Origin of the sequence: Fluviicola chungangensis (genome assembly GCF_007558725.1) — a bacterium.
Lineage (GTDB): Bacteria > Bacteroidota > Bacteroidia > Flavobacteriales_D > Crocinitomicaceae > Fluviicola > Fluviicola chungangensis.
Window position 1 is genome coordinate 138,911 of sequence record NZ_VLPL01000001.1, and the last position, 21,127, is coordinate 160,037.

A 21,127-nucleotide genomic window follows, 5' to 3' on the forward strand; every position below is an offset into this window, starting at 1 on the left:
TATGGATACACTGGATCAAAACATTGAATTGGATAGCGATAAATTAAAGGTTAGTCAATCAATCAGAGAACATTTATTAACTTCTGCAAAATGGGCTCGTTTCCTGGCAATCGTTGGATTTATTTTTACGGGATTCACAGCAATTGCCTCTTTGATTATGTTGATTACGGCCCTTTCAACAGGATTCGGACCGTTGATTGGGATGGCTTTTCTGTACATCGGTTTAACTGTTGCAATGATCTTTCCTGCACTATATATGATTCGTTTTGCAGGATCAATCACTAAAGGGTTGAATTCAAATAAACAAAGTGAGTTTGAATTCGGAGTCCAAAATTTGAAATCATTCTATAAATTCTCCGGTATTTTTACCATTGTATTTCTTTCGCTGTATATCATATTAATCTTTATCGGTATTGGGTCAGGATTTAGCAGAATGTTCTAATAACCGATTGAATGCTTGAATAGAAGAGTCCTGATCGCATGTCCGGACTCTTTTTTGTTTTTCTATTCCACTGCGTACACGCACATTTTTCGTGGAGAATGTTATCTTTGTTTTCCTAAAAATTCAATATGTCTGACGATAAGAAAATCATATTTTCCATGGTTGGAGTTTCGAAAGTGACTCCTCAGGGAAAACAAATCATTAAAAATATTTACCTCTCGTTTTTCTACGGTGCAAAAATCGGGATTATCGGTCTGAATGGTTCCGGAAAGTCCACCGTTATGAAAATTATTGCGGGGCTGGATAAATCTTACCAGGGAGATGTCGTTTTTTCTCCCGGATATACGGTTGGGTATTTACCGCAGGAACCGGAACTGGATTTGAAAAAGACCGTGAAAGAAGTCGTGATGGAAGGTGTTCAGGATATCGTGGATATTTTAAAGGAATACGAAGAGATCAATGCAGCTTTCATGGATGAAGAAGTTCTGAATGATCCGGACAAAATGGACAAACTGATTGCGCGTCAGGGAGTGGTGCAGGACAAAATTGATGCGGTTGATGCATGGGAACTGGATAATAAACTGGAACGCGCGATGGATGCCTTGCGTTGTCCACCGGACGATCAGTTGATCGAAACCCTTTCAGGTGGAGAAAAACGCCGTGTGGCTTTGTGTCGTTTGTTGTTGCAAAATCCGGATATCCTGTTATTGGATGAACCTACCAACCACTTGGACGCAGAATCCATTGATTGGCTGGAACAACATTTACAGCAATATAAAGGAACGGTGATTGCCGTGACACACGACCGTTATTTCCTGGATAATGTGGCAGGTTGGATCCTGGAACTGGATCGCGGAGAAGGGATTCCATGGAAAGGAAATTATTCTTCCTGGCTGGAGCAAAAAGGAAATCGCCTGAAAGAAGAAGAAAAGACGGAATCGAAACGTCAGAAAATGCTTGCCCGGGAATTGGAATGGGTGCGAATGAATCCGAAAGGACGTCATGCGAAGAATAAAGCACGTATCCAGAATTACGACAAAATGATGTCCGAAGAAATGAAGGACAAAGAGGTGAAACTGGAAATCCCGATTCCGAATGGGCCACGTTTAGGAAATAATGTGATCGATGCGGAGCATGTAATGAAGGCATTTGGGGATAAATTGTTGTACGACGATTTGAACTTTAAATTGCCTCCTGCAGGAATTGTTGGGATTATCGGGCCGAATGGTGCGGGTAAAACGACCATTTTCAAAATGATCATGAACGAATTGCAGCCCGATAAAGGAACGTTTTCAATCGGTGAAACCGTGAAGATCGGGTATGTTGATCAGACACATAAAGATATTTCTCCCGAAAAGACGGTATTTGAGGTGATCGGAGGCGGAAATGAATTCATTGAAATTGGAAATCAAAAATTCAATGCACGTGCTTATTTGTCGAAATTCAATTTTGCAGGTTCCGATCAAAGCAAGAAAGTAGGAGTGCTTTCCGGTGGTGAACGAAATCGCCTGCATCTGGCAATGACTTTAATGACCGAAGCAAATGTATTATTGCTCGATGAGCCTACGAACGATATTGACGTAAATACTTTGCGTGCCCTGGAAGAAGGAATTGAAAGTTTTGCGGGATGTGCAGTGGTTATTTCCCACGACCGTTGGTTCCTGGACCGCATTTGTACGCATATCCTGGCATTTGAAGGAGATTCCCAGGTGGTTTGGTTTGAAGGATCTTATTCGGAGTACGAAGAGAACAAACGCAAACGTTTGGGAGACGCTGCACCGAAACGGATTAAATATAGAAAACTGGTTTAATTAAAGAGAAGATTTGGGTTTCCTCCCTTGAGAAGAGCATACGCAGTATGTGAAGACGAACAACGACAAGCGTCAGTGCGAAAGTTGTGAGGAGGACTAAGGAGGGGGGCTTCGGAGAAACGTTAGCCATCCCCCTCGATCCCCCTTCAAAGGGGGAAGAATTCAAATCCCTTCAATTTGAAAAAAAAATGGATCCTCTGCACGGAATAACATTAGAGCGAATAGTAACCGAATTGGTGGAAGAGTTTGGTTTCGAACGTTTGGGAAAACTGATCCCGATCAATTGTTTTATCCATGAGCCGAGTATCAAGTCGAGCCTGAAATTCCTGCGTAAAACGCCGTGGGCAAGGGCCAAAGTGGAAGATTTGTATATCAATAGAATAGTAAACATTCGTAACAGTGGTTAGTACTTAGTGGTTAGTTGAATGTTTACTTCTCAAAACCCTAATTCTAATAACTAACCTCTAATCCCTAGCCCCTAATCCCTAAAGACTAATCCCTAAACACTAATAACTAGAAAAATATGGAAGTAAGAGATTTAGAACCGAAAGCATTGTGGAACCATTTTGCTGATTTGAATGCGGTACCACGCCCGTCTAAAAAGGAAGAGCGCGTAATCGAATTCATGATGAATTTTGGAAAGTCACTTGGGCTTAAAACCATTCAGGACCACATCGGTAATGTCATTATCAAAAAACCGGCAACATCCGGAATGGAGGACAGACAAACAATTGTGATGCAATCGCATTTGGATATGGTGCACCAAAAAAATTCCGATACGATCTTTGATTTTGATTCACAAGGAATTGAGATGCTGGTTGACGGTGATTGGGTGCGTGCAAACGGGACTACGCTTGGAGCGGACAACGGGATTGGAGTTGCTGCAATCATGGCTGTTTTGAAATCAACAGATATTGTGCATCCGGCAATTGAAGCGCTTTTTACTATCGATGAAGAAACGGGAATGACCGGAGCTTTGCAGGTTGATGCTTCCAATATTTCGGGAACAATCTTATTGAACCTGGACACAGAAGATGATGATGAATTGTCGATCGGATGTGCGGGTGGAATCGATACCAATACAAAAACTACAGTCACTTACGAAGATCTTCCAAGCAATTATGTTTGTTTTGATATTAAGTTGCGTGGATTGCTTGGAGGACATTCTGGAATGGATATTCATTTGGGGAGAGGAAATGCCAATAAATGGATGAACCGTTTGTTTAAACATGTAAGATCGGCTGTAGATTTGAAGTTGTGTAGCCTGGATGGAGGAAGTTTGAGAAATGCTATTCCGCGAGAAAGTACAGCTGTTGTTGCTGTCTCTGAAGATGAAAAGACAAAATTCCATGAAGCTGTTGATCAGATCATTGCTCAAATGGAAGCGGAATACCAATCCATTGAAAAAGATGCGAACTGGACAGTTTCTGAAAGTTCAGATTTAAATAGAGTGGTAAAAGATTCTGATTTTGAGCGAATTATAAATTCAATTTATGCAGTTCATAACGGAGTTTACCGAATGAGTCCGGCTATTGAAGGATTGGTGGAAGCTTCTTCCAGTTTGGCAAAAGTAACCGTCAGAGACGATTTGTTTATCACTCAATCCTTACAGCGCAGTTCGGTGGAATCATCCAAAGCGGATGTGGCCAATACGATCCGTGCAGCATTTGAAAGTGTGGGAGTGGAGGTTGTTCAGGGCGGAGAATATCCGGGTTGGGAACCGAATGCGGATTCTGCCATCTTAAAAGTAATGGCAGATCTATATCGACAAGAATTCAATGCGGAGCCAAATATCAAAGCGTGTCACGCAGGTTTGGAATGTGGGATTTTAGGAAAGCATTTCCCGGGAATGGACATGATCTCTTTCGGACCGAATATTCGTGGAGCGCATTCTCCGGATGAATGTGTACAAATCTCTTCTGTTCAGAAATTCTGGGATTATTTGCTGGATGTTCTGAAGCAGATTCCTGCGTAACGGTTCCTGATGCAGTTTTCGTTAGTTGGGAGAATTGGAGGAATGACTCGATCCGAGTTCTTCTTCTATTATTCCATTCCGATAATTGTCGTTTTGGTAGCCTTTCTTTTTGTTTTAAGAAAGTATAGAAGACAGGATTCAGTTAATTATTCTGACGATTTCATAAGTGCTGCCGTCGTACTTGGAAGCTTACTTATTTTTCGTGAGAATGAGCGTTCCGTGAGTCAAAAACTACATTGGATTGATTGTTATTTGAGAAAACGCTTTTCAAATGCTAGCTTCAATGTGATACAGATTTACAAGGATGTGGTTGATCTTGGGGTGGATCTCACGGAATACACCAATCTTGCTAATGAGCGCTTAACAATTCGTCAGAAGATTCATTTAATGGAATTTCTTGTTCGGCTTGGAAATACCAATGGAAATATAAATCCGCGTGAATCGGAACTTATCTTTTATCTGTTGACGCGTTTAAACCTGGATCTGGATGATCTGGATGCAAGAATTCAGGATATTCTTATCCCAGGGAAAAAGCCGGAAGCAAGTACGACGAAAGTACGATCGCATTATTTCAAAATACTTGGGGTGGAAGAAAGTGCAGGGCTGCAAGAACTGAAAAATGCCTATAGAAAATTGGTAAAGATCTATCATCCTGACAATCATGGTGAGCTGGATGAAAGGGAGAGAAAGGAGTATGTTGGTAAATTCCTTGAAATCCAACAGGCTTATGAGATTCTCACAGCTGAACTCAATAGTCAATAAGTTTTTAAGTCATTCAGGCTTAAAATCAAGAATTTGACGTTTATTTGTTCTTGAAATCTAAATAATGGACAAACTGAACACGAACTGGTTAGAGTTTCATGAAAAAATGAAATTCCGGCTGGTGTTGCATCTACTCTACTTTTTTGCGGTCTTAATGTCCATTGTGACAGTTGTCAATCTTTTTAATAAACATTTTAGCGCTACTCCCAATTTTTTTGCAGTGGGAATGTGTGTTCTGGGGTTATTTGTGATACGGATTACCGGGAATTACCGGCTTGTGGGAGCAATTTGCTCCATTCTGACTTTTTGTATTGTGTCCGGAGCGTTTTTATTACTGAAAGCTACACATTACCTTACTCCCATGTGGATGATCGTCAATATCATGTTTACCTTCTTTGTTTTGGGAAAGAAGTGGGGAATTCCGATTTTGGTGGCGCACTTCCTGGTTTTGTTCTATTACCTGGTCTATTTACACGAAGGAAATATTGTGTCGGTCACGTCTTTTTCAGGAAATGATGTAACGACATTCATCCTGGAATATTCGATCGTAGGCTTTGCTATTGCATACATTCTGAACCTGTATGTTGTGACGACCAACTATTCCCGGGTCGAACTGATAGAATATAATCAAAAGCTTTCGAACCAGAATAAGCTGATCTCGAAGCAAAATTCCGAAATGGAAGTGATGCTTCGCGAAATCCATCATCGGGTGAAGAACAATTTACAGATCATTACCAGTTTGCTTCGTTTACAGGCAAATAACATGGATGTTGAGCATGGGAGTTCTTACCAGGAAGCCATCGACCGGATCACGGCAATGGCGATTATTCATGAGAAAATGTACCAATCGGGTTCCTTGTCTAAATTTGATTTGGAAAAATACTTGAAATCACTGGTAGCTAGTCTTTTGCTTAATTATTCCATTTCCAAAAGGCCGGAATTTATTATTGGGGTAGAGGTGGAAGATATGAAGTCGAAAAGTATCGTTCCTCTGGCACTTCTGATTAATGAATTATTGCTGAATTCCTTAAAACACGCATTTCGGTACCAGGATAACCCGAAAATTTGTATTCACCTGAGTGAAAAGGAAGGGCATCAATCCAATCGGTTCCTGCTTGTTTATAGTGATAATGGTTCCTGGTCGGAAGATTCTGTTGCTTCATTCGGAACAGAGATTATTCAGGCAATGTCGGAGCAGCTGGAGGGAACTTTTACGCTTGATGTCGGGAATTCAGGGACGAATTATGTTTTCGATCTGGCTAATTTGAGCTAAATTTACCACATGGATGAGCATCAATTAGTGTCATTGGCTAGAGCCAAAATGCCATTTGGCAAGTACAAAGACCGTTATTTGATCCATTTACCTGAAAATTACCTGGTGTGGTTCAAACAAAATGGTTTTCCGGCCGGAAAGTTGGGGCAACAATTGGAGCTGATCTATGAAATTAAACTAAATGGGTTGGAACACCTTATTTATCCTTTAATGCCTAAATAAATACAATGACCTGGTCTCTATTGCTGGATATTTCAGCGATGCAAGCACAAAAACTGGCGGAAGAAGAAGTAGCCAGACAAAAACTGATCGAAGCGATTATCGGATTTTCGATAACAGCAATCATCATGTCTGCTCCAACTTATTGGATGTTTCGTTACGTTTTTTCGAAACTTAGGAAAGAGTTCCGTTTTAAAACAAAGTTCAATTCCTATAATCATATTGATGCATTGGTTTTGTTGAGCATGAATGTGTTGCGAACAAACCCGGACTGTTTTAAGGAGAAATGTATTTACCTGAAAGAATACATTGTTTACCTGTATCCGGAAAATCACGGTTCGTTTCATGAATCGCTCAAAATGGCTTATTCGGATGTATACCGGTCAGAATCAATCGTTCGGTGGTTGAGCCGTTTTCAGCAGGAAGAACAGCATAGGGATGTTGTTCGTTTTTTGATTCACATGGCAGCACAGGACGGAGTTATCGGTTCACGTGAAAAAGGAGAGTTGGTCCGGATCATTGATGCTTTTACCCTGGTGCATGAAGAGTGGCTGGTTTTGATGGAAGATATCAATCGTGCTTTTGCGAGAAGATATGAATACAGGAGTAAGGCAAATGATTCCATAAGTTATCGGGATGATTTGGAGCGTAAGGCATTGGAATACTTCGAAATGGAAAAGGATGCGCTGGATGAAGAGAAGCTCCGGCTGAAGTACCGGAAACTGGTGAAGAAATATCATCCCGACCGCTATCCGGATGCATCTCCGGAAGAGCACAAAGAACTGGAGGTGAAATTCCAGGAATTGCAATTGTATTACGAGGAATTGCTTAAATTACTGGTATGATTTGGATCGGGACCTTCTCGTTTAATTTTGGAAGTTATCAATGCATGATATGATGGTGCTTGGAATCATATCCGGAGTTGTTTTTGCTTTCTTGATTTTGGTGCTGATCAGGCGTCAGGTGAAGGATTCTAAAGAGCGGAAAACGAGCTCTGAATTGATTCTGAAACGTAGTTTTCAGCCACCTTCCGGTAAAAGGACGGAAAAAATGATCTTCCAGATCTATGTGTTGCTGGCTGCATGGATGATGCGTAAAAATGCCATTAAATCATTTGAAAAACAATCGTTTGTAGTTGTTTATATCAATAAAAAGTTTAATATAGATTCCCTGGTTATTGCAAATGAACTGGAATTGGTTGGGGAAACCTCTATTCATGTGCGAAGTGTTGCCAATTGGGTGGTGCAAAAAATGCATGAAGCTCAGGAGCGGGCTGATCTGATTGATTTTTTAATCGATCTGGTGTTTGTGGATAGCGAATTGATTGATAGGGAATTCACGGCTTTAGTTCGGTTGGGAGAATTGATTGGTGTGCAGTCGGTGTATATTGAAAAAAGGGTTATTGAATACCGCAAACGGATTTTTGGTTCCTCTGCGGGTGGTGAACGTTTGCATGCCATAGCAAATGGGCAAACACGGAGGAACATGGCGCTGGCCATACTTGATTTGGGAATGTCTGCAACGGAAGAAGAAATCAAAAAGAGTTACCGCAGACTGGTAAAGAAGTTTCATCCGGACCTGAACCGGGAGTTGAATGAAGAGGAGCGAAGGGAGTTTGCACAGCGCTTTTTGGAGATTCAGGATGCATACGAGGAATTGATTTCAAATTGATTTTTAAATTGTCACAAATGTGCTTTTGTGTTTAAATAATTGATAATTAATTGATTGTTTAATTTCGTTCAAATGAGTTGTTCAAACAATTTCTGATTTTTTTTATTTTTTTTGATTGGATTTGTAACCTAATCTACAACTGTGGCGTAGACGGGTCAAAACAGCATCGCATTTAAGTTTTATATAATATGGAAAGCACAATGATTAATAACGCAGTAAGCCTGGCAAAAACAAAATTAGAGCGTCACAAGGCAATGGGTAAGAATAGCAACTTAAGTATCGTGGAAGTTGCTCAATTAATGGATTTAGTTACATTTGGACCAAGTATACCACAAGTAACAAACAGCATGCTTTTCTTTGGATATAGTATCAATTAAACTTCATAAGATATACGTTCAATTAGCCTTCCGGGATTCCGGGAGGCTTTTTTTTGTCTTGAACAGTTACAAATGTAAACAATGCAAAATTTAGTATTGTATATTTTAAATAATACATTTGTATCATGGAGATAAAAGATCGGTTACGGATGATTATGGATTCACATAAATTGAATGCGGGATCTTTTGCGGATAAGATAGGTGTGCAGCGATCGAATGTGAGTCATGTGTTGAGTGGTCGCAATAAACCCAGTTTTGATTTTGTTGAGAAGTTGTTGCGTGCTTTTCCGCGTGTTTCCGCTGAGTGGCTCTTTACCGGTAAGCAGGGAAAGAAAGAAGCGGAGGATTTTGAGTTGTTAACGGACAAGTTGGCAGGCGTACCTGTACGAAAGAGTGGGTTTGATGCTGTTTGCGAAGATGATAAAGCTTTCGGGACTGAAAAGAAAATTGTAAAGACTCTCGTGTTCTACGATGATTTTACATTTGACGTCTTCCTTCCTAATGAGAAATAATCCCTGAGCCGATAAGTTCTTCTTTCAGGTATAGTGCTGCAAACTGTCCCGGGGCAATTCCTCTTTGCTTTTTATCGAACAGGATATAGTATCCGTCCTCCAGGCGTGTTAAAGTGCCTTTTTGAAGCGGTTGACGGTATCGGATGCGGATTTCAAATTCTGCTGCGTCACCGGTATTCATTTCAAAATTCGGGTTGATCCAGTGCATTTCATTGGTTTCGATCTTTAGTGCCCATTTGTTGAGTCCCGGGTGATCGTCTTTTTGCCCGGAATAAACTGTATTTGTTTCTGTGTCTATCCCGATTACAAATGATGGGTTGGGTCTTCCGCCGATGTGCAGTCCTTTTCGTTGCCCGATCGTGTAGTAATGTGCGCCGATGTGTTTTTCTACTTCCTGTCCCATGTTGGGTGAGTAGATGAATTCTTTGCTTAATTCAACAACGTGCTCCAGGTTTACAGGGATGTTGGAATATTCGGTAAACTGGTCTTCTAATTCATTGATTTCAATGATTTTACCGTATTTTACTTCTAGCTTTTGTTGAAGGAATTCAGGTAAAGAGATTTTTCCAACGAAACACAGTCCTTGTGAATCTTTCTTTTCGGCTGTAACCAAACCGATTTCTTTTGCAATGGCCCGGACTTCTGATTTTTGAAGGTTTCCGATCGGGAAAAGGGCTTTGGAAAGTTGTTCTTGGGACAACTGGCACAGGAAATAGGACTGATCTTTGTTGGGGTCCAGTCCGGCCAATAAATGATGAATTCCGTCTTCTGTGGTGGTTTTCCGGCAATAATGTCCGGTGGCAACATAATCAGCGCCGAGCTCCATGGCAGCTTTTAAGAACACGTCGAATTTGATTTCGCGGTTGCAGAGTACGTCCGGGTTGGGTGTTCTGCCGGCTTCATATTCGGCAAACATGTAGTCGACTATGCGTTCTTTGTATTCTTTGCTAAGATCCAATACCTGGAAGGGAATGCCAAGGTGTTCGGCTACTAAAAGAGCGTCGTTGCTGTCGTCGATCCAGGGACAGTCGTTGGAAAGGGTAACTGTTTCATCGTGCCAATTACGCATGAATAACCCGATTACTTCATATCCTTCCCGTTGCAATAAATGTGCTGTTACGCTTGAATCTACACCGCCGGAGAGTCCGACAACCACTCTTTTCATGGTGCAAATTTACGAACTTTTAAAACGAACTTTTGAAAATTTCCATTCTTTCGAAAAATTAACAGTTACAAAAGTGAATAATTGATAGTTACATTTGTATTTGTTTCAATGTGAAAGAAAGAAATCAATTCTTGAATGCTTATTGACATTTCTGTGTGTTCAAAGATTAAAATCTTCAATGGGTTCAAAAAGATTGTATAAAGTGAAAAGTGAAAAAACGTTTAATTGAACTGTTGAATTATTCTATCTGTCTATGTAGCGATTTTGTTCCAAACAATGTAAATATTAGTTAACAGAAATGAAAGCGCAGAAAAAAGTGATATTTTCGTCGTATGAAACTGATTACTGTAATCTTAATGATCCTATCCGGCAGTGCCTATGCCCAGGAACCGTGTACGAAGGTATGGTTGAAGGGAAAAGTGGAAGATACCCTGGTTAAACACGCATTTTTGAATTTAATGGTCGTAAATACCTCCAACGGAAAAGGTGTTTTCGGTCAGCCCGACGGAACGTTTGGTGTATATGTAAACAACAACGATTCCATTGTTTTATCCATTAAAGGGTATGAACGCTACGGATTCCGGGTAAAGGGAGATTCCTCTTGTCATTTTGAAGTCTATGCAGCGGTTGAAAGAAAAGCCCGCCAAATTGATGAAGTGGTGATTAAGCCTTTAAAGTCTATCCAGGAAATTAAAGAAGAGCGTGCGGCTTTGGCGCTAAGAGAAACGAGGACTATTACAGGAATTGAAGCTTTTCAAAGCCCGATTACGGCATTGTACCAGCGTTTTTCCAAGCGTGAACAGTCCAAGGCTTGGGTTGCGCAAAAACAATACGAAGATTCAAAAGAAGAAATCGTACAGGAGTTATTGAGACTTTATGTTTCGTACGATATCATTAAACTGAACAACGAAGATTTCATCGAATTCATTCATTTCATGAACATGGATGAAAACTTCCTGAAAACAGCCACCGATATTGAGCTGATCACCTTTATAAAAGATAAACTGGAGCATTACTTGCTATTGCATCCGGAGAAAGAAGGGGAATACCAGAAACAGAAATAATTATCCATGTTTTAATGATCAACTATCGAGAAGCTGACTGAAGGATCGGATCTTTCGGATAATTAGAACATGGATAATCGCTAATTTCCCTTAGTCTTCGAAAACCTTCGGTTCTTCAAACAATTGCTTGTCGTATAATTCCCGGTAATGACCGTTTGTCAACAAAAGATCAGCCGGTTTTCCTTCTTCCACAATTTTGCCGTCTTCCAGTACCAGGATATAATCTGCATTGCGAAGACTGGAAATACGGTGACTCACAATAACGGAAGTAGTTTGATTTTCCCGGTTAAGCTGCTGTAAATTGCGCAGAATGATTTCCTCTGTTTCGGTATCGACTGCGGATAAACAATCGTCCAGGAGTAAAATGTCCGGTTTACGGATTAATGCGCGGGCAATGCTCACGCGTTGTTTTTGTCCGCCCGAAAGGTTTACTCCCCGTTCGCCGAGTACGGTTTCGAATTGATCGGGAAAAGCTTCTATGTTGTGCAGGACGTGTGCATTTTTTGCCGCATTCACAATTTCTTCTCGTGTTACAGTATCAAAATTCAGTGCCCCGAATGCAATGTTGTTGTGAATGGTGTCCGAAAATAAGAAGACATCTTGCGGAACAATCGAGAGTTGCTTTCGGTATTCGGTCAGATTGATGGCGGAAAGGTTTTTTGAATTATACAGAACTTTTCCGGCGGATGGATCCAATTGGCGTACGATCATTTGCAGGAGTGTGGACTTTCCGGCTCCTGTTTTCCCGATGACTCCCAGTGTTTCGCCTCGTTTCAGTGTGAAATTGATATCGGATAATACGTTGGGAGAATCCGGTCCGTAGCGGAACGACATGTTTTCAAATCGGAGTTCCCGGAATGGCTCCAAGGGAGTTTCTGTTTGGTTTTTGATCGCCGGTTCGGTTCTTAAGAATTCATTGATGCGCTCCTGGGATGCTGCAGCCCGCTGATTGATACTTGTTACCCAGCCGATACTTGCGAATGGCCAGGTTAAATTATAGATCAATAGAATGGTTGATACAATGTCTCCTGTATCGATTGTTCCGCCATAAGTAAGCAACCCGCCCATGTAAATACTTAATAGCGTACTTGTTCCGATCAGTAGGGAGATGGTCGGCATGAACAAGGCGTTTGTTCTTACCAATCGCATGGTTTTCTTTAAGTAAGATTGTGAGCTTGTTTCAAAGTTTTGTCTTGCGTGTTTTTCCTGGATGTAAGCTTTGATAACGCGGATCCCGGAGAATGTTTCCTGTCCCAGTGTGCTTAAACGGGATTGTTCCTGTTGCACGTCCTTGCTCAGTTTGTTCATTCGGTTGGAAACCAAGTAGATTAAGGTTGCCATGATTGGAAGTGGTGCAAGAGCGTACAGTGCCAATTCCGTATTGATTTTTAACATTTCATACAAGCAGAAGGGAAATAATGCAATCAGGTTGGCGGTATACATGATTCCGGGCCCCAGGTATTGCCGGACTTGCGAAACGTCTTCCGAAATGCGGTTCATCAAGTCACCGGTCGATTGCTTTTTATAAAAGGCATAATCGAGCTGTTGGTATTTTTCGAAGATTTCGTTTTTCAGATCGAATTCGATATACCGTGACATAATAATGAGTGTTTGCCGGGTCAGGAAGAGGAAAAATCCCTTAATTATGTTAAAAAGCATAACCAGTCCGGCAAGTCCGAGCACGGTCCAAAAAAGAGTTTGTCCTGCGCTTAATTCGGTCTTTCCGGAAAGAAAGTTCAGGGATTTCCCGACAAAGACAGGGATTTTTGCTCCGAAGTAGTTGCCGGCAACAATGAATAGTAGGCCTAGCAGTAATCGCCAGCGGTATTTGATGAAATATTTGTTTAAATAGCTTAGAGACTTCATTCGATAAATTTCCTATTTTTGCGAGCGCTAATGCGATTTTGTTCGAATTACAAAATTAGCCATTCGCATTGAAATAAAAGATTAAAAGTCGCGTATGTTTGAAGTAAAAGAAGTCAAAGATCTAAATCTGGCTGAAAACCCCGTTATTTCTCAAATGAGTATGTATAACCACGAGCAATTGTTGTTTTGTAACGACACTGCAACTGGTCTGAAAGCAATTATTGCTGTACATAACACCGTTCTTGGGCCTGCTTTGGGAGGAACCCGTATGTGGATGTACAACAATGAAATGGAGGCTTTGAATGATGTATTGCGTCTTTCAAGAGGAATGACTTATAAGAATTCCATTTCGGGATTGAATTTGGGTGGAGGAAAAGCGGTGATTATCGGAGATTCTCGCTCCATGAAGTCCGAAGCTTTGTTCCGCCGTTTCGGAAAGTTTGTAAACTCATTGGCAGGGAAATACATTACTGCAGAAGATGTGGGTATTTCTCCGGTTGACATGGTTTGGGTTTCTATGGAAACAAATCACGTAGTGGGTTTGCCCGGAAAAAGCGGTGATCCGTCTCCTGTTACTGCTTACGGCGTTTACATGGGAATGAAAGCATGTGCAAGTCAGCAATTCGGTTCGGATTCGTTGGCTGGTAAAAAAGTAGCTGTCCAGGGAGTTGGTCACGTGGGTGAATACCTGGTGAAACACCTGGTTTCCGAAGGTGCAGAAGTAACTATTACGGATATTCACCAGGATACCTTGAAACGCGTATCGAGTGAATACGGTGTAAAAGTGGTTGGATTAGACGAAATTTACGATGTTCCAATGGATATTTACGCACCATGTGCTTTAGGAGCAACAGTGAATGATGATACCATTAACCGCTTAAAGTGTTCGATCATTGCCGGGGCTGCAAACAACCAGTTGGCGAATGAGAAAATCCACGGTCAACTGGTAAAAGAAAAAGGGATTATTTATGCGCCTGATTTCGCATTGAATGCTGGTGGTGTAATCAACTGTTATTCGGAAGTGGCAGGTTTGTCTCCACAATGGTCTATGGCTAAAGCCGAAGAGATTTATACAACGATCGGAAATATTGTTTCCCGTTCGAGTGCAGAGGGTGTTCCAACCTATCAAATTGCAAACAAGATCGCCGAAGAGCGCATTGAGTCAATCGGTAAAGTGAAATTACCACTATAAAAAAGATAGGAGAGTAGTTTAGAATGCTGAATAGAAGACATTTACGAATTAAAGTTTTGCAGGCGCTGTATGCTTATTTCCAAGGAGATGAGGATAGCATCAAGAAAACCGAGAACGAACTCATGCAGGCGGTAGATCGTATTTATGATCTGTACTTGTATTTATTGCTGAGTTTCGGTGAACTGAAAGACATTGCGGAACATCGTATTGAAGAAAATAAAAAGAAAATCCGTCCGACAGAAGAAGATCTGAATCCCAATAGAAAGTTTGTGGATTCGGTGATCATACAAACGTTGCAGGACAGTTATTCCTTGCGTGAAGCTTCGGAAGACCGTTCGGTAAACTGGATCGGGGATGAACATCATGAAATGTTCCGCAAGATCTATCTTCAAATGAGAGAAGGAGAAACCTGGTTTGCTCATATGAATAACGAATCAACCGATTTTGAGGAAGATAAGAACTTCATGATCAACTTGTTTAAGGCAGAAATTGCCAATTCACCTTTGATCTATCATTTCTTTGAAGAGAAAAGCATCCATTGGCTGGATGACATCGATCTGGCTTGTCAAATGGCCATTAAATCGATCAAAGCAATGGACGAAGGAGAAAAGTTTGTGGCTATGCCTTTGTATAAAGACAAGGAAGACGAGCAGGAATTCATCCGCACTTTACTTCGCAAGACCATTTCAATGGATTCCGAAAATTTAAAGCTGATCGATGAATTAACGGATAACTGGGAGCTGGAACGAATTGCCAAAATGGATATCCTCCTGTTGAAAATGGCAATTACGGAACTTCAGGTGTTTAAGAGTATTCCGAAAAAGGTAACTTTGAACGAATACATTGAAATATCAAAATTCTACTCCACTCCAAAAAGTCATGGGTTTATCAACGGAATTCTCGATAAAGCCGTTGATAGATTGGTAAAAGAGGGAAAAATTTCTAAACTCGGAAGAGGTTTAATGGATTAATGTTATGAGAAAAATCGTGTTTTTAGGACCGGTAGTTATCGGGATGGCTTTAGCGTTTTTAACGGCTTGTAAATCTGATTCTCCTTCAGAAATTGTTGGATACAAGACGACGATGAAAGTTCCAAGTGTTTTTAATGCAGGAAAAATTGCAAGAGGTGAGGTAATTCACGCTAACTTTGTAGTAGAGAATACAGGTGATCAGCCATTGGTGTTGTCTGATGTCTCAGGATCTTGTTCTTGTACGGTGGCAGATTGGAGTAAGGAACCGATTCCTCCGGGAGAAAAAGGATTTGTGAAAGCAGACGTAAAAACGGAGTCTTTTTCGGAAGGTCCGGTGACAAGAAGTGTAACTATCTTGTCGAATACAACGCCTCCAAGTACCAAAGTGGTAGTTGAGGCAACAATAATTAAGTAAAAATGTTCAAAACGTTCAAAATGTTTAATCGTTCAGAATCTTGAATGTTGGAATCCTTTGAACCTGTTGAACACTGAATAAGTAATAGTTAAATAAAAAATAGAGTTATGCAAATTATAATGCTCGTATTGATGTTGGTGGTGTTTTACTTCTTTTTAATTCGTCCGCAACAGAAAAAACAAAAAGAGCTTAAATCGTTCCGTGAGAATTTGAAGCAAGGTGATAAAGTGGTTACTATCGGTGGAATTCACGGAAAAATCCTTGAGATCACAGATACAACAGTTTTGATTAATTCCGAAGGTACTAAGTTGCGTTTTGAAAAATCAGCAATTTCAACGGCAGTAGCTGAAAATTTAGGAGTGCAAGCTTAATCCGATAATTTAATTGGATATAAAAACAGTAGAGGCGGAAAATTTTCCGCCTCTACTGTTTTACGCGATATATGTTTTGGTGAAATTCATTGCGAAACCTGCAGCATTCTGTCTGCGCTCCACACGTCTTCTGGTTCTTCTTCTGGTGCGTCTTCGAACTCTTCGTCTTTCTCCGGGTACTGCCTGGGCATAAAATTGACCGGGTGATCCTGTGGTAACGAATTCGGTTGCTGACTTGTTTGCGAAATCACCTTCCGGTGTTTCAATTGTCAGCATACTTAATGAGATTGCTCCGTAAAGGAATGTGCTGAGAATGATGTGTCTTGTTTTCATAATTTCTGAATTTTAGTAAGCGTGCGTTGTATAAGATTATCAATATGCGGGAAGGTTTAAAACAAAAACGGTGCCATTCAGAAAAAGAAATCCGGCTTTTATTTACCACAGTGAACACAAAGAGCACAAGGATATTTTCCAACGTGTGTTTGGTGCGCTTTTAATTCTGGTAATGTCTAATAATTCCTTGGGTGTTTCGTGTCCTTTGTGGTTAAAAAGTGAGGGATCGATCGGATGCAATAAAAAATGCCACCCCGAAAAGGAATGGCATTCTAGTATACTATTTACTGATCTTAGATATTCTCAATAATCATAGCAGAAGCACCACCGCCACCGTTACAGATTCCTGCACCACCGATTTTTCCTCCGTTTTGTTTCAATACGTGGATCAATGTTACAATGACACGAGATCCGGAGTTTCCAAGTGGGTGACCCAAAGCAACCGCTCCACCGTTCACATCTACTTTTGCAGGATCCAATCCTAAAATTTGTGTGTTTGCCAATCCTACTACGGAGAAAGCCTGATTCAATTCCCAGAAATCAACCTGGTCTGTTGTCAAGCCTGCCTTTGCCAATGCTTTCGGAACTGCTTTGGAAGGAGCTGTTGTAAAGAATTCAGGTTCGTGAGCTGCGTCTGCATAACTTACGATTTTTGCGATCGGTTTCAAACCGTGTTTTTCAACCGCTTCTTTGGAGGCAATGATCAATGCAGATGCTCCGTCATTTAATGTAGAAGCATTTGCAGCTGTAATCGTTCCTTCTTTATCGAAAGCAGGCTTCAATGAAGGGATTTTATCTAAAAACACATTTTTGTATTCTTCGTCTTCTACAAGCATGACCGGATCTCCTTTGCGCTGAGGAACAGAAACTCCAACGATCTCATCATTGAATTTTCCGGATTCCCATGCTGCAGCAGCACGCTTGTATGAGGTGATCGCGAAATTATCCTGGTCTTCCCGGGTGAAGGAATATTTTTGGGCTGTCTTTTCGGCGCATGTTCCCATCGGGACTTTGCTGTACACATCCAATAATCCGTCCTTGGTAATTCCGTCCAATAGTTGGATATTTCCGAATTTAACACCATTTCGTCCGTCCAGGTAATGGGGAGCCTGGCTCATGTTTTCCATTCCACCGGCTACAACAATCTCATTATCGCCAGCAAGAATTGTTTGCGCACCCAACATAATTGCTTTCATTCCGGAAGCACAAACTTTGTTTACGGTAGTACAGGGAACCGTGTTCGATAATCCTGCTCCCAAAGCTGCCTGGCGGGCAGGAGCTTGTCCGACACCTGCTTGCAGCACATTTCCCATGAAAACTTCATCAATCAATTCAGGCTTCAATCCTGATCTGTCCAATGCTCCTTTAATAGCAACCGATCCCAACTGAGTAGCAGGAATGGAAGATAAACCACCCATAAATGCTCCCATAGGAGTGCGAACCGCAGCAATAATGTATACTTCTTTCGACATAGCAATTTTAAATTTCGAACCCAAATTTACTTATTTTTCTTCTTTTATGAAGCGGTTGGGTGCATTCTAAATCAAGTTTGTGAATTTAATTTATGATTTAACTAAATTTGTAGCATAAAAAAACCGAATTGCTTATGAAAATCATTATTCTCATAATAACATTATTGACCGGTTCGATTGTGTTTTCCCAGACTGATGCTGAAAAATTGCGCGAAGACATTAAAAAATTGGATGCACTGCACGATTCATTGATGCCTAAAAAGTGGACAGTGAACAGTTTGTTTGGATTATCTGGTTCTCAAACAGCTTTTGTAAACTGGGCAGCTGGTGGTCGAAATAATGTGGCTGTGCTTGGATTTGTTGATTTTTCTGCGATTTACCAACACCGCCGGATTAAATGGTCTAATGATGTCAAACTGGCTTTGGGTGGGATGTATTACACCGATTCGGTTGGTAAAGTGCAGGGGTTGCAGAAAACGGATGACCGGATTGATTTGGCTACTTCATTGGGTTACGAATTCAAAAAACACTGGTTCCTAACGGCAATTGGAGGATTCCGTACCCAATTCCTGGACGGTTTCAGTTTCCCCAATGATTCCATTCCCATTTCACGGTTCATGGCGCCCGGATATGCGAATTTCTCTTTAGGGATCGAATATGCGCCGGTAGATTATTTCAATGTGTATTTATCCCCGATTGCCTCAAAAATGACTTTTGTAAATGATCAGCGGCTGGCAGATGCGGGTGCTTTTGGTGTAAAAGCAGCAGAATTGGATACAAGTGGGAACGTATTGAAAAGGGGATTGCATTTCAGAAATGAGATCGGAGCTTATTTCAGGCTGCGTTTCCAAAAGGAATTGTTCAAGAACATCGAAATGAAAACACGTTTGGAATTGTTTAGCAATTATGTGCATAATCCCCAAAATATCGATGTCAATTTTGAAAACATCTTCACTTTTAAGGTAAATAAGTGGTTTCAGGCATCCCTGCAATGGAACCTGATCTACGATGATGATATCGATATTCGCGATTCCAAAGGGAAAACCGGACCAAGAACCCAATTTAAATCGGTATTGGGATTAGGAATTTCGTACACTTTAACGAATACAAAAAAGTAAAAAGCGTATTTTCGTTGCATGAATTACTTTTCCGATCATTCTTTATGGTGGTTGTTACCTATATCAATACTTGCTGTAGGCTTCTCGTTTTATTATTATTTCAGGACAGACCAAAAATCGGTCTGGGAACGGAACCAATTGCGCGTTTTGTTTTCACTGCGCACGTTGAGCCTTTTCCTGATCGGGTTATTGTTGCTGGGACTGGTTTGGGAAACGATCACTTACCGGCCTGAAAAGCCATTGATTATTACGCTGGTGGATTCATCTTCTTCCATGATGAATTACAAGGACAGCAGCAAAGTGAAGCGGCGGATCGGTGATTTCAGACAGGAGCTGCCAAAAGCCCTTGGCGAAGGGTATGAGTACCTGGAACTTGCCGTAGGAACGAATGTGCGTGATCTGGATAAGCAACTCTCGCTGAACGATAGATCAAGTGACCTTGCCGCCGGATTCAAACAAATCAAGGACCGTTTCTTTAACCGGAATATCGGTGCAATTGTTCTGATTTCCGATGGAAATTACAACCAGGGAGTTCACCCGATGTATGAAGCCGAACGCATTGAATTAACTCCTGTTTTTTCACTTGCAGTGGGTGATACGACTTTGAAACGCGATATTGTTGTGCGATCCGTGAACTCCAATGAAGTCGCCTTTTTAAATAACGAGTTTCCGGTCCAGGCACTCGTAGACTTTCAGCGTGTTCCACCTGGATCGTACCAGGTAAGTTTGCTTCAGAATGGGAAAGTGGTTCAGTCTCAGAAAGCGGTGGTAAGTAATACGAATTTGGATCAAAAAGAATTCCTGTTTACGGTGCTGGCTAAGAATAAAGGCTATCAGCGCTTCACCGTTTCCGTAGAACGGATAGGAGGTGAGTTTACCAAAGACAACAATCAGCAGACTTGTTTCGTGGAAGTCATTGATTCGAAAAGTAATGTATTGCTTTTAGCCAGTGCACCACATCCGGATATCCAGGCGTTGCGTTCCGTATTTGAACTGGATCAGGAAGCGGTGATTTCTTCGGAATTGATGACCAATTATTCGTTGGGAACCAAGCTCCCGGATTTTGTAGTTTGGTATGAAAATGGCTTACGGCCAAATGCTCCATTATTCAAACAATTGCAGGATAGGGGAATCCCGGTTTTAATGATCTTGGGACCGAATGTTACTACGAGTTTACTTCAAACCTACGGGTTGGCCGTGAAAGCACCGAACGGAAACCAGTATGAGGATGTATATCCTTCCGTAGCAAAAGGCTTTAATTCCTTTGGTTTATCAGCAGATTTCACCTCAATTGTGCCGGTACTGACTCCTTTGCGCACCAAGTTCGGCAGGTATAAACTTCCGGCCAATAGTGTAGTGATCTTGAACCAGCGTATTGGAAATATTGCGAAAGAAGATCCGTTGATTGCCGTTTCGCAAACCCAGAAATCAAAAATCGGGTTTATTTTGGGTGAAGGGTTGTGGCGTTGGAAGATGAAAGAATTCATGCAAAAGAAAACCACGGTTGGTTTTGAAGAATTCGTTCAAAAACTGACTCAGTATATATCAATCAAGCAAAATAGGGAACCTTTGCGCGTTACCTTGCCCAAACGTTTCAATACCATAGAAGACATTATTTTCAAGGCAGAGTTCTACAATGAGGCGATGGAACTGATTACAACTCCTTCCGTTGAAATGACCATCACCAAGCGCGGAGGCAATCGATTTAAGCAATTGTTTTCCCCGACAGCAAACTTCTACCAGTTGAATGTGGGGCAGTTGGAATCCGGGACATACGATTGGAAGGTGGTTGCGGACAATAACGGGAAGAAATATACAAAAGCAGGTTCCTTTGCCGTGGATGAAATTTCCCTGGAAGACCAGGATACACGCGCTAATTTTTCGACATTGAATCAATTGGCAGTTCAGTCGAATGGTTCGTATAAAACATTGGATCAGTACAAAGCATTGATCAATGAAATTAAAACCCGTGGAGACATTACAACGATCCAATACGAAGATACCGGATACCAGGAATTAATTGACTGGAAATGGATGTTTGTCCTGATTATTGCGTTGCTTTCAGCGGAATGGTTCCTGAGAAGGTGGTGGGGATCTTATTAAATCAAAAGTAGGGGC

The 21,127-nt window shown here is 41.2% G+C and carries 22 protein-coding genes; 18 read left to right on the plus strand and 4 right to left on the minus strand.

Annotation, left to right across the window (positions count from 1 at the left end):
- Position 1 precedes the first annotated feature (1 nt).
- From FO442_RS00660 to FO442_RS00710, 11 genes are all read left to right on the plus strand, one after another.
- Positions 2-442, plus strand: a complete 441-nt coding sequence (locus tag FO442_RS00660; RefSeq protein ID WP_144331205.1) for a hypothetical protein — start codon at positions 2-4, stop codon at positions 440-442.
- Positions 443-570: 128 nt separating this feature from the next.
- Positions 571-2,253, plus strand: coding sequence for an energy-dependent translational throttle protein EttA (ettA, locus tag FO442_RS00665; RefSeq protein ID WP_144331206.1), 1,683 nt, complete (start codon positions 571-573; stop codon positions 2,251-2,253).
- Positions 2,254-2,441: 188 nt separating this feature from the next.
- Positions 2,442-2,660 carry a VF530 family protein gene (locus tag FO442_RS00670; protein WP_144331207.1) on the plus strand — a complete coding sequence of 73 codons (219 nt, stop codon included), beginning with the start codon at positions 2,442-2,444 and terminating at the stop codon, positions 2,658-2,660.
- A 116-nt stretch (positions 2,661-2,776) separates the two neighbouring features.
- Positions 2,777-4,228, plus strand: coding sequence for an aminoacyl-histidine dipeptidase (locus FO442_RS00675; protein ID WP_144331208.1), 1,452 nt, complete (start codon positions 2,777-2,779; stop codon positions 4,226-4,228).
- 93 nt (positions 4,229-4,321) lie between these two features.
- Positions 4,322-4,990 (plus strand): J domain-containing protein, encoded by a 669-nt coding sequence (locus FO442_RS00680; RefSeq protein WP_186279805.1) that lies wholly within the window; start codon positions 4,322-4,324, stop codon positions 4,988-4,990.
- 64 nt (positions 4,991-5,054) lie between these two features.
- Entirely contained in the window at positions 5,055-6,263 is a 1,209-nt protein-coding gene (locus tag FO442_RS00685; protein WP_144331210.1) for a sensor histidine kinase, read from the plus strand.
- A gap of 9 nt (positions 6,264-6,272) precedes the next feature.
- A complete protein-coding gene (locus FO442_RS00690; protein WP_144331211.1) occupies positions 6,273-6,485 on the plus strand; it encodes a DUF3820 family protein in 213 nt (70 codons plus the stop codon).
- 5 nt (positions 6,486-6,490) lie between these two features.
- Complete coding sequence (locus tag FO442_RS00695) at positions 6,491-7,327, plus strand: DnaJ domain-containing protein (protein ID WP_144331212.1); 837 nt, start codon at positions 6,491-6,493, stop codon at positions 7,325-7,327.
- A gap of 49 nt (positions 7,328-7,376) precedes the next feature.
- Complete coding sequence (locus tag FO442_RS00700) at positions 7,377-8,153, plus strand: J domain-containing protein (RefSeq protein ID WP_186279807.1); 777 nt, start codon at positions 7,377-7,379, stop codon at positions 8,151-8,153.
- A 188-nt stretch (positions 8,154-8,341) separates the two neighbouring features.
- Entirely contained in the window at positions 8,342-8,530 is a 189-nt protein-coding gene (locus FO442_RS00705) for a hypothetical protein (protein WP_144331214.1), read from the plus strand.
- Between the two features lie 125 nt (positions 8,531-8,655).
- Positions 8,656-9,042, plus strand: coding sequence for a helix-turn-helix domain-containing protein (locus FO442_RS00710; protein WP_144331215.1), 387 nt, complete (start codon positions 8,656-8,658; stop codon positions 9,040-9,042).
- Here FO442_RS00710 and mnmA read toward each other — a convergent pair.
- Positions 9,029-10,207: a tRNA 2-thiouridine(34) synthase MnmA gene (mnmA, locus tag FO442_RS00715; protein WP_144331216.1), complete on the minus strand. Its 1,179-nt coding sequence runs from the start codon at positions 10,205-10,207 to the stop codon at positions 9,029-9,031. The two genes, FO442_RS00710 and mnmA, sit on opposite strands and share 14 nt — an antisense overlap.
- A 332-nt stretch (positions 10,208-10,539) precedes the next feature.
- Between mnmA and FO442_RS00720 the strand changes: the two genes are divergently transcribed.
- Positions 10,540-11,271: a hypothetical protein gene (locus FO442_RS00720; protein WP_144331217.1), complete on the plus strand. Its 732-nt coding sequence runs from the start codon at positions 10,540-10,542 to the stop codon at positions 11,269-11,271.
- Positions 11,272-11,361: 90 nt separating this feature from the next.
- Here the strand turns inward: FO442_RS00720 and FO442_RS00725 are convergent, their stop codons facing one another.
- A complete protein-coding gene (locus tag FO442_RS00725) occupies positions 11,362-13,137 on the minus strand; it encodes an ABC transporter ATP-binding protein (protein WP_144331218.1) in 1,776 nt (591 codons plus the stop codon).
- Positions 13,138-13,231: 94 nt separating this feature from the next.
- On the opposite strand from FO442_RS00725, the gene FO442_RS00730 reads away from it, so the two are divergent.
- The 4 genes from FO442_RS00730 (at position 13,232) to yajC (ending at position 16,086) form a co-directional block, all read left to right on the plus strand.
- A complete protein-coding gene (locus tag FO442_RS00730; RefSeq protein WP_281281535.1) occupies positions 13,232-14,329 on the plus strand; it encodes a Glu/Leu/Phe/Val dehydrogenase dimerization domain-containing protein in 1,098 nt (365 codons plus the stop codon).
- 23 nt (positions 14,330-14,352) lie between these two features.
- Complete coding sequence (gene nusB / locus FO442_RS00735) at positions 14,353-15,300, plus strand: transcription antitermination factor NusB (protein ID WP_144331219.1); 948 nt, start codon at positions 14,353-14,355, stop codon at positions 15,298-15,300.
- Positions 15,301-15,304: 4 nt separating this feature from the next.
- Positions 15,305-15,715, plus strand: coding sequence for a DUF1573 domain-containing protein (locus tag FO442_RS00740; protein ID WP_144331220.1), 411 nt, complete (start codon positions 15,305-15,307; stop codon positions 15,713-15,715).
- A 107-nt stretch (positions 15,716-15,822) separates the two neighbouring features.
- Positions 15,823-16,086, plus strand: a complete 264-nt coding sequence (gene yajC, locus FO442_RS00745; RefSeq protein WP_144331221.1) for a preprotein translocase subunit YajC — start codon at positions 15,823-15,825, stop codon at positions 16,084-16,086.
- Between the two features lie 60 nt (positions 16,087-16,146).
- Here yajC and FO442_RS00750 read toward each other — a convergent pair whose 3' ends face one another.
- Together FO442_RS00750 and FO442_RS00755 are read right to left on the minus strand one after the other, a co-directional pair.
- Positions 16,147-16,419, minus strand: coding sequence for a hypothetical protein (locus tag FO442_RS00750; protein ID WP_144331222.1), 273 nt, complete (start codon positions 16,417-16,419; stop codon positions 16,147-16,149).
- A gap of 293 nt (positions 16,420-16,712) precedes the next feature.
- The gene (locus FO442_RS00755; protein ID WP_144331223.1) at positions 16,713-17,891 is read right to left on the minus strand and encodes an acetyl-CoA C-acyltransferase; all 1,179 of its coding nucleotides are present in this window, start codon (positions 17,889-17,891) and stop codon (positions 16,713-16,715) included.
- 134 nt (positions 17,892-18,025) lie between these two features.
- On the opposite strand from FO442_RS00755, the gene FO442_RS00760 reads away from it, so the two are divergent.
- A complete protein-coding gene (locus FO442_RS00760) occupies positions 18,026-19,009 on the plus strand; it encodes a DUF3078 domain-containing protein (protein WP_144331224.1) in 984 nt (327 codons plus the stop codon).
- A gap of 18 nt (positions 19,010-19,027) precedes the next feature.
- Entirely contained in the window at positions 19,028-21,112 is a 2,085-nt protein-coding gene (locus FO442_RS00765; RefSeq protein WP_144331225.1) for a VWA domain-containing protein, read from the plus strand.
- Positions 21,113-21,127 lie beyond the last annotated feature (15 nt).

Bases quoted from the DNA above. Each gene is read 5' to 3' on its own strand.
- FO442_RS00660 (WP_144331205.1), top strand. From the start codon at position 2: ATGGATACACTGGATCAAAACATTGAATTGGATAGCGATAAATTAAAG.
- ettA (WP_144331206.1), top strand. From the start codon at position 571: ATGTCTGACGATAAGAAAATCATATTTTCCATGGTTGGAGTTTCGAAA.
- FO442_RS00670 (WP_144331207.1), top strand. From the start codon at position 2,442: ATGGATCCTCTGCACGGAATAACATTAGAGCGAATAGTAACCGAATTG.
- FO442_RS00675 (WP_144331208.1), top strand. From the start codon at position 2,777: ATGGAAGTAAGAGATTTAGAACCGAAAGCATTGTGGAACCATTTTGCT.
- FO442_RS00685 (WP_144331210.1), top strand. From the start codon at position 5,055: ATGGACAAACTGAACACGAACTGGTTAGAGTTTCATGAAAAAATGAAA.
- FO442_RS00690 (WP_144331211.1), top strand. From the start codon at position 6,273: ATGGATGAGCATCAATTAGTGTCATTGGCTAGAGCCAAAATGCCATTT.
- FO442_RS00695 (WP_144331212.1), top strand. From the start codon at position 6,491: ATGACCTGGTCTCTATTGCTGGATATTTCAGCGATGCAAGCACAAAAA.
- FO442_RS00700 (WP_186279807.1), top strand. From the start codon at position 7,377: ATGATGGTGCTTGGAATCATATCCGGAGTTGTTTTTGCTTTCTTGATT.
- FO442_RS00705 (WP_144331214.1), top strand. From the start codon at position 8,342: ATGGAAAGCACAATGATTAATAACGCAGTAAGCCTGGCAAAAACAAAA.
- FO442_RS00710 (WP_144331215.1), top strand. From the start codon at position 8,656: ATGGAGATAAAAGATCGGTTACGGATGATTATGGATTCACATAAATTG.
- mnmA (WP_144331216.1), bottom strand. From the start codon at position 10,207: ATGAAAAGAGTGGTTGTCGGACTCTCCGGCGGTGTAGATTCAAGCGTA.
- FO442_RS00720 (WP_144331217.1), top strand. From the start codon at position 10,540: ATGAAACTGATTACTGTAATCTTAATGATCCTATCCGGCAGTGCCTAT.
- FO442_RS00725 (WP_144331218.1), bottom strand. From the start codon at position 13,137: ATGAAGTCTCTAAGCTATTTAAACAAATATTTCATCAAATACCGCTGG.
- FO442_RS00730 (WP_281281535.1), top strand. From the start codon at position 13,232: ATGTTTGAAGTAAAAGAAGTCAAAGATCTAAATCTGGCTGAAAACCCC.
- nusB (WP_144331219.1), top strand. From the start codon at position 14,353: ATGCTGAATAGAAGACATTTACGAATTAAAGTTTTGCAGGCGCTGTAT.
- FO442_RS00740 (WP_144331220.1), top strand. From the start codon at position 15,305: ATGAGAAAAATCGTGTTTTTAGGACCGGTAGTTATCGGGATGGCTTTA.
- yajC (WP_144331221.1), top strand. From the start codon at position 15,823: ATGCAAATTATAATGCTCGTATTGATGTTGGTGGTGTTTTACTTCTTT.
- FO442_RS00750 (WP_144331222.1), bottom strand. From the start codon at position 16,419: ATGAAAACAAGACACATCATTCTCAGCACATTCCTTTACGGAGCAATC.
- FO442_RS00755 (WP_144331223.1), bottom strand. From the start codon at position 17,891: ATGTCGAAAGAAGTATACATTATTGCTGCGGTTCGCACTCCTATGGGA.
- FO442_RS00760 (WP_144331224.1), top strand. From the start codon at position 18,026: ATGAAAATCATTATTCTCATAATAACATTATTGACCGGTTCGATTGTG.
- FO442_RS00765 (WP_144331225.1), top strand. From the start codon at position 19,028: ATGAATTACTTTTCCGATCATTCTTTATGGTGGTTGTTACCTATATCA.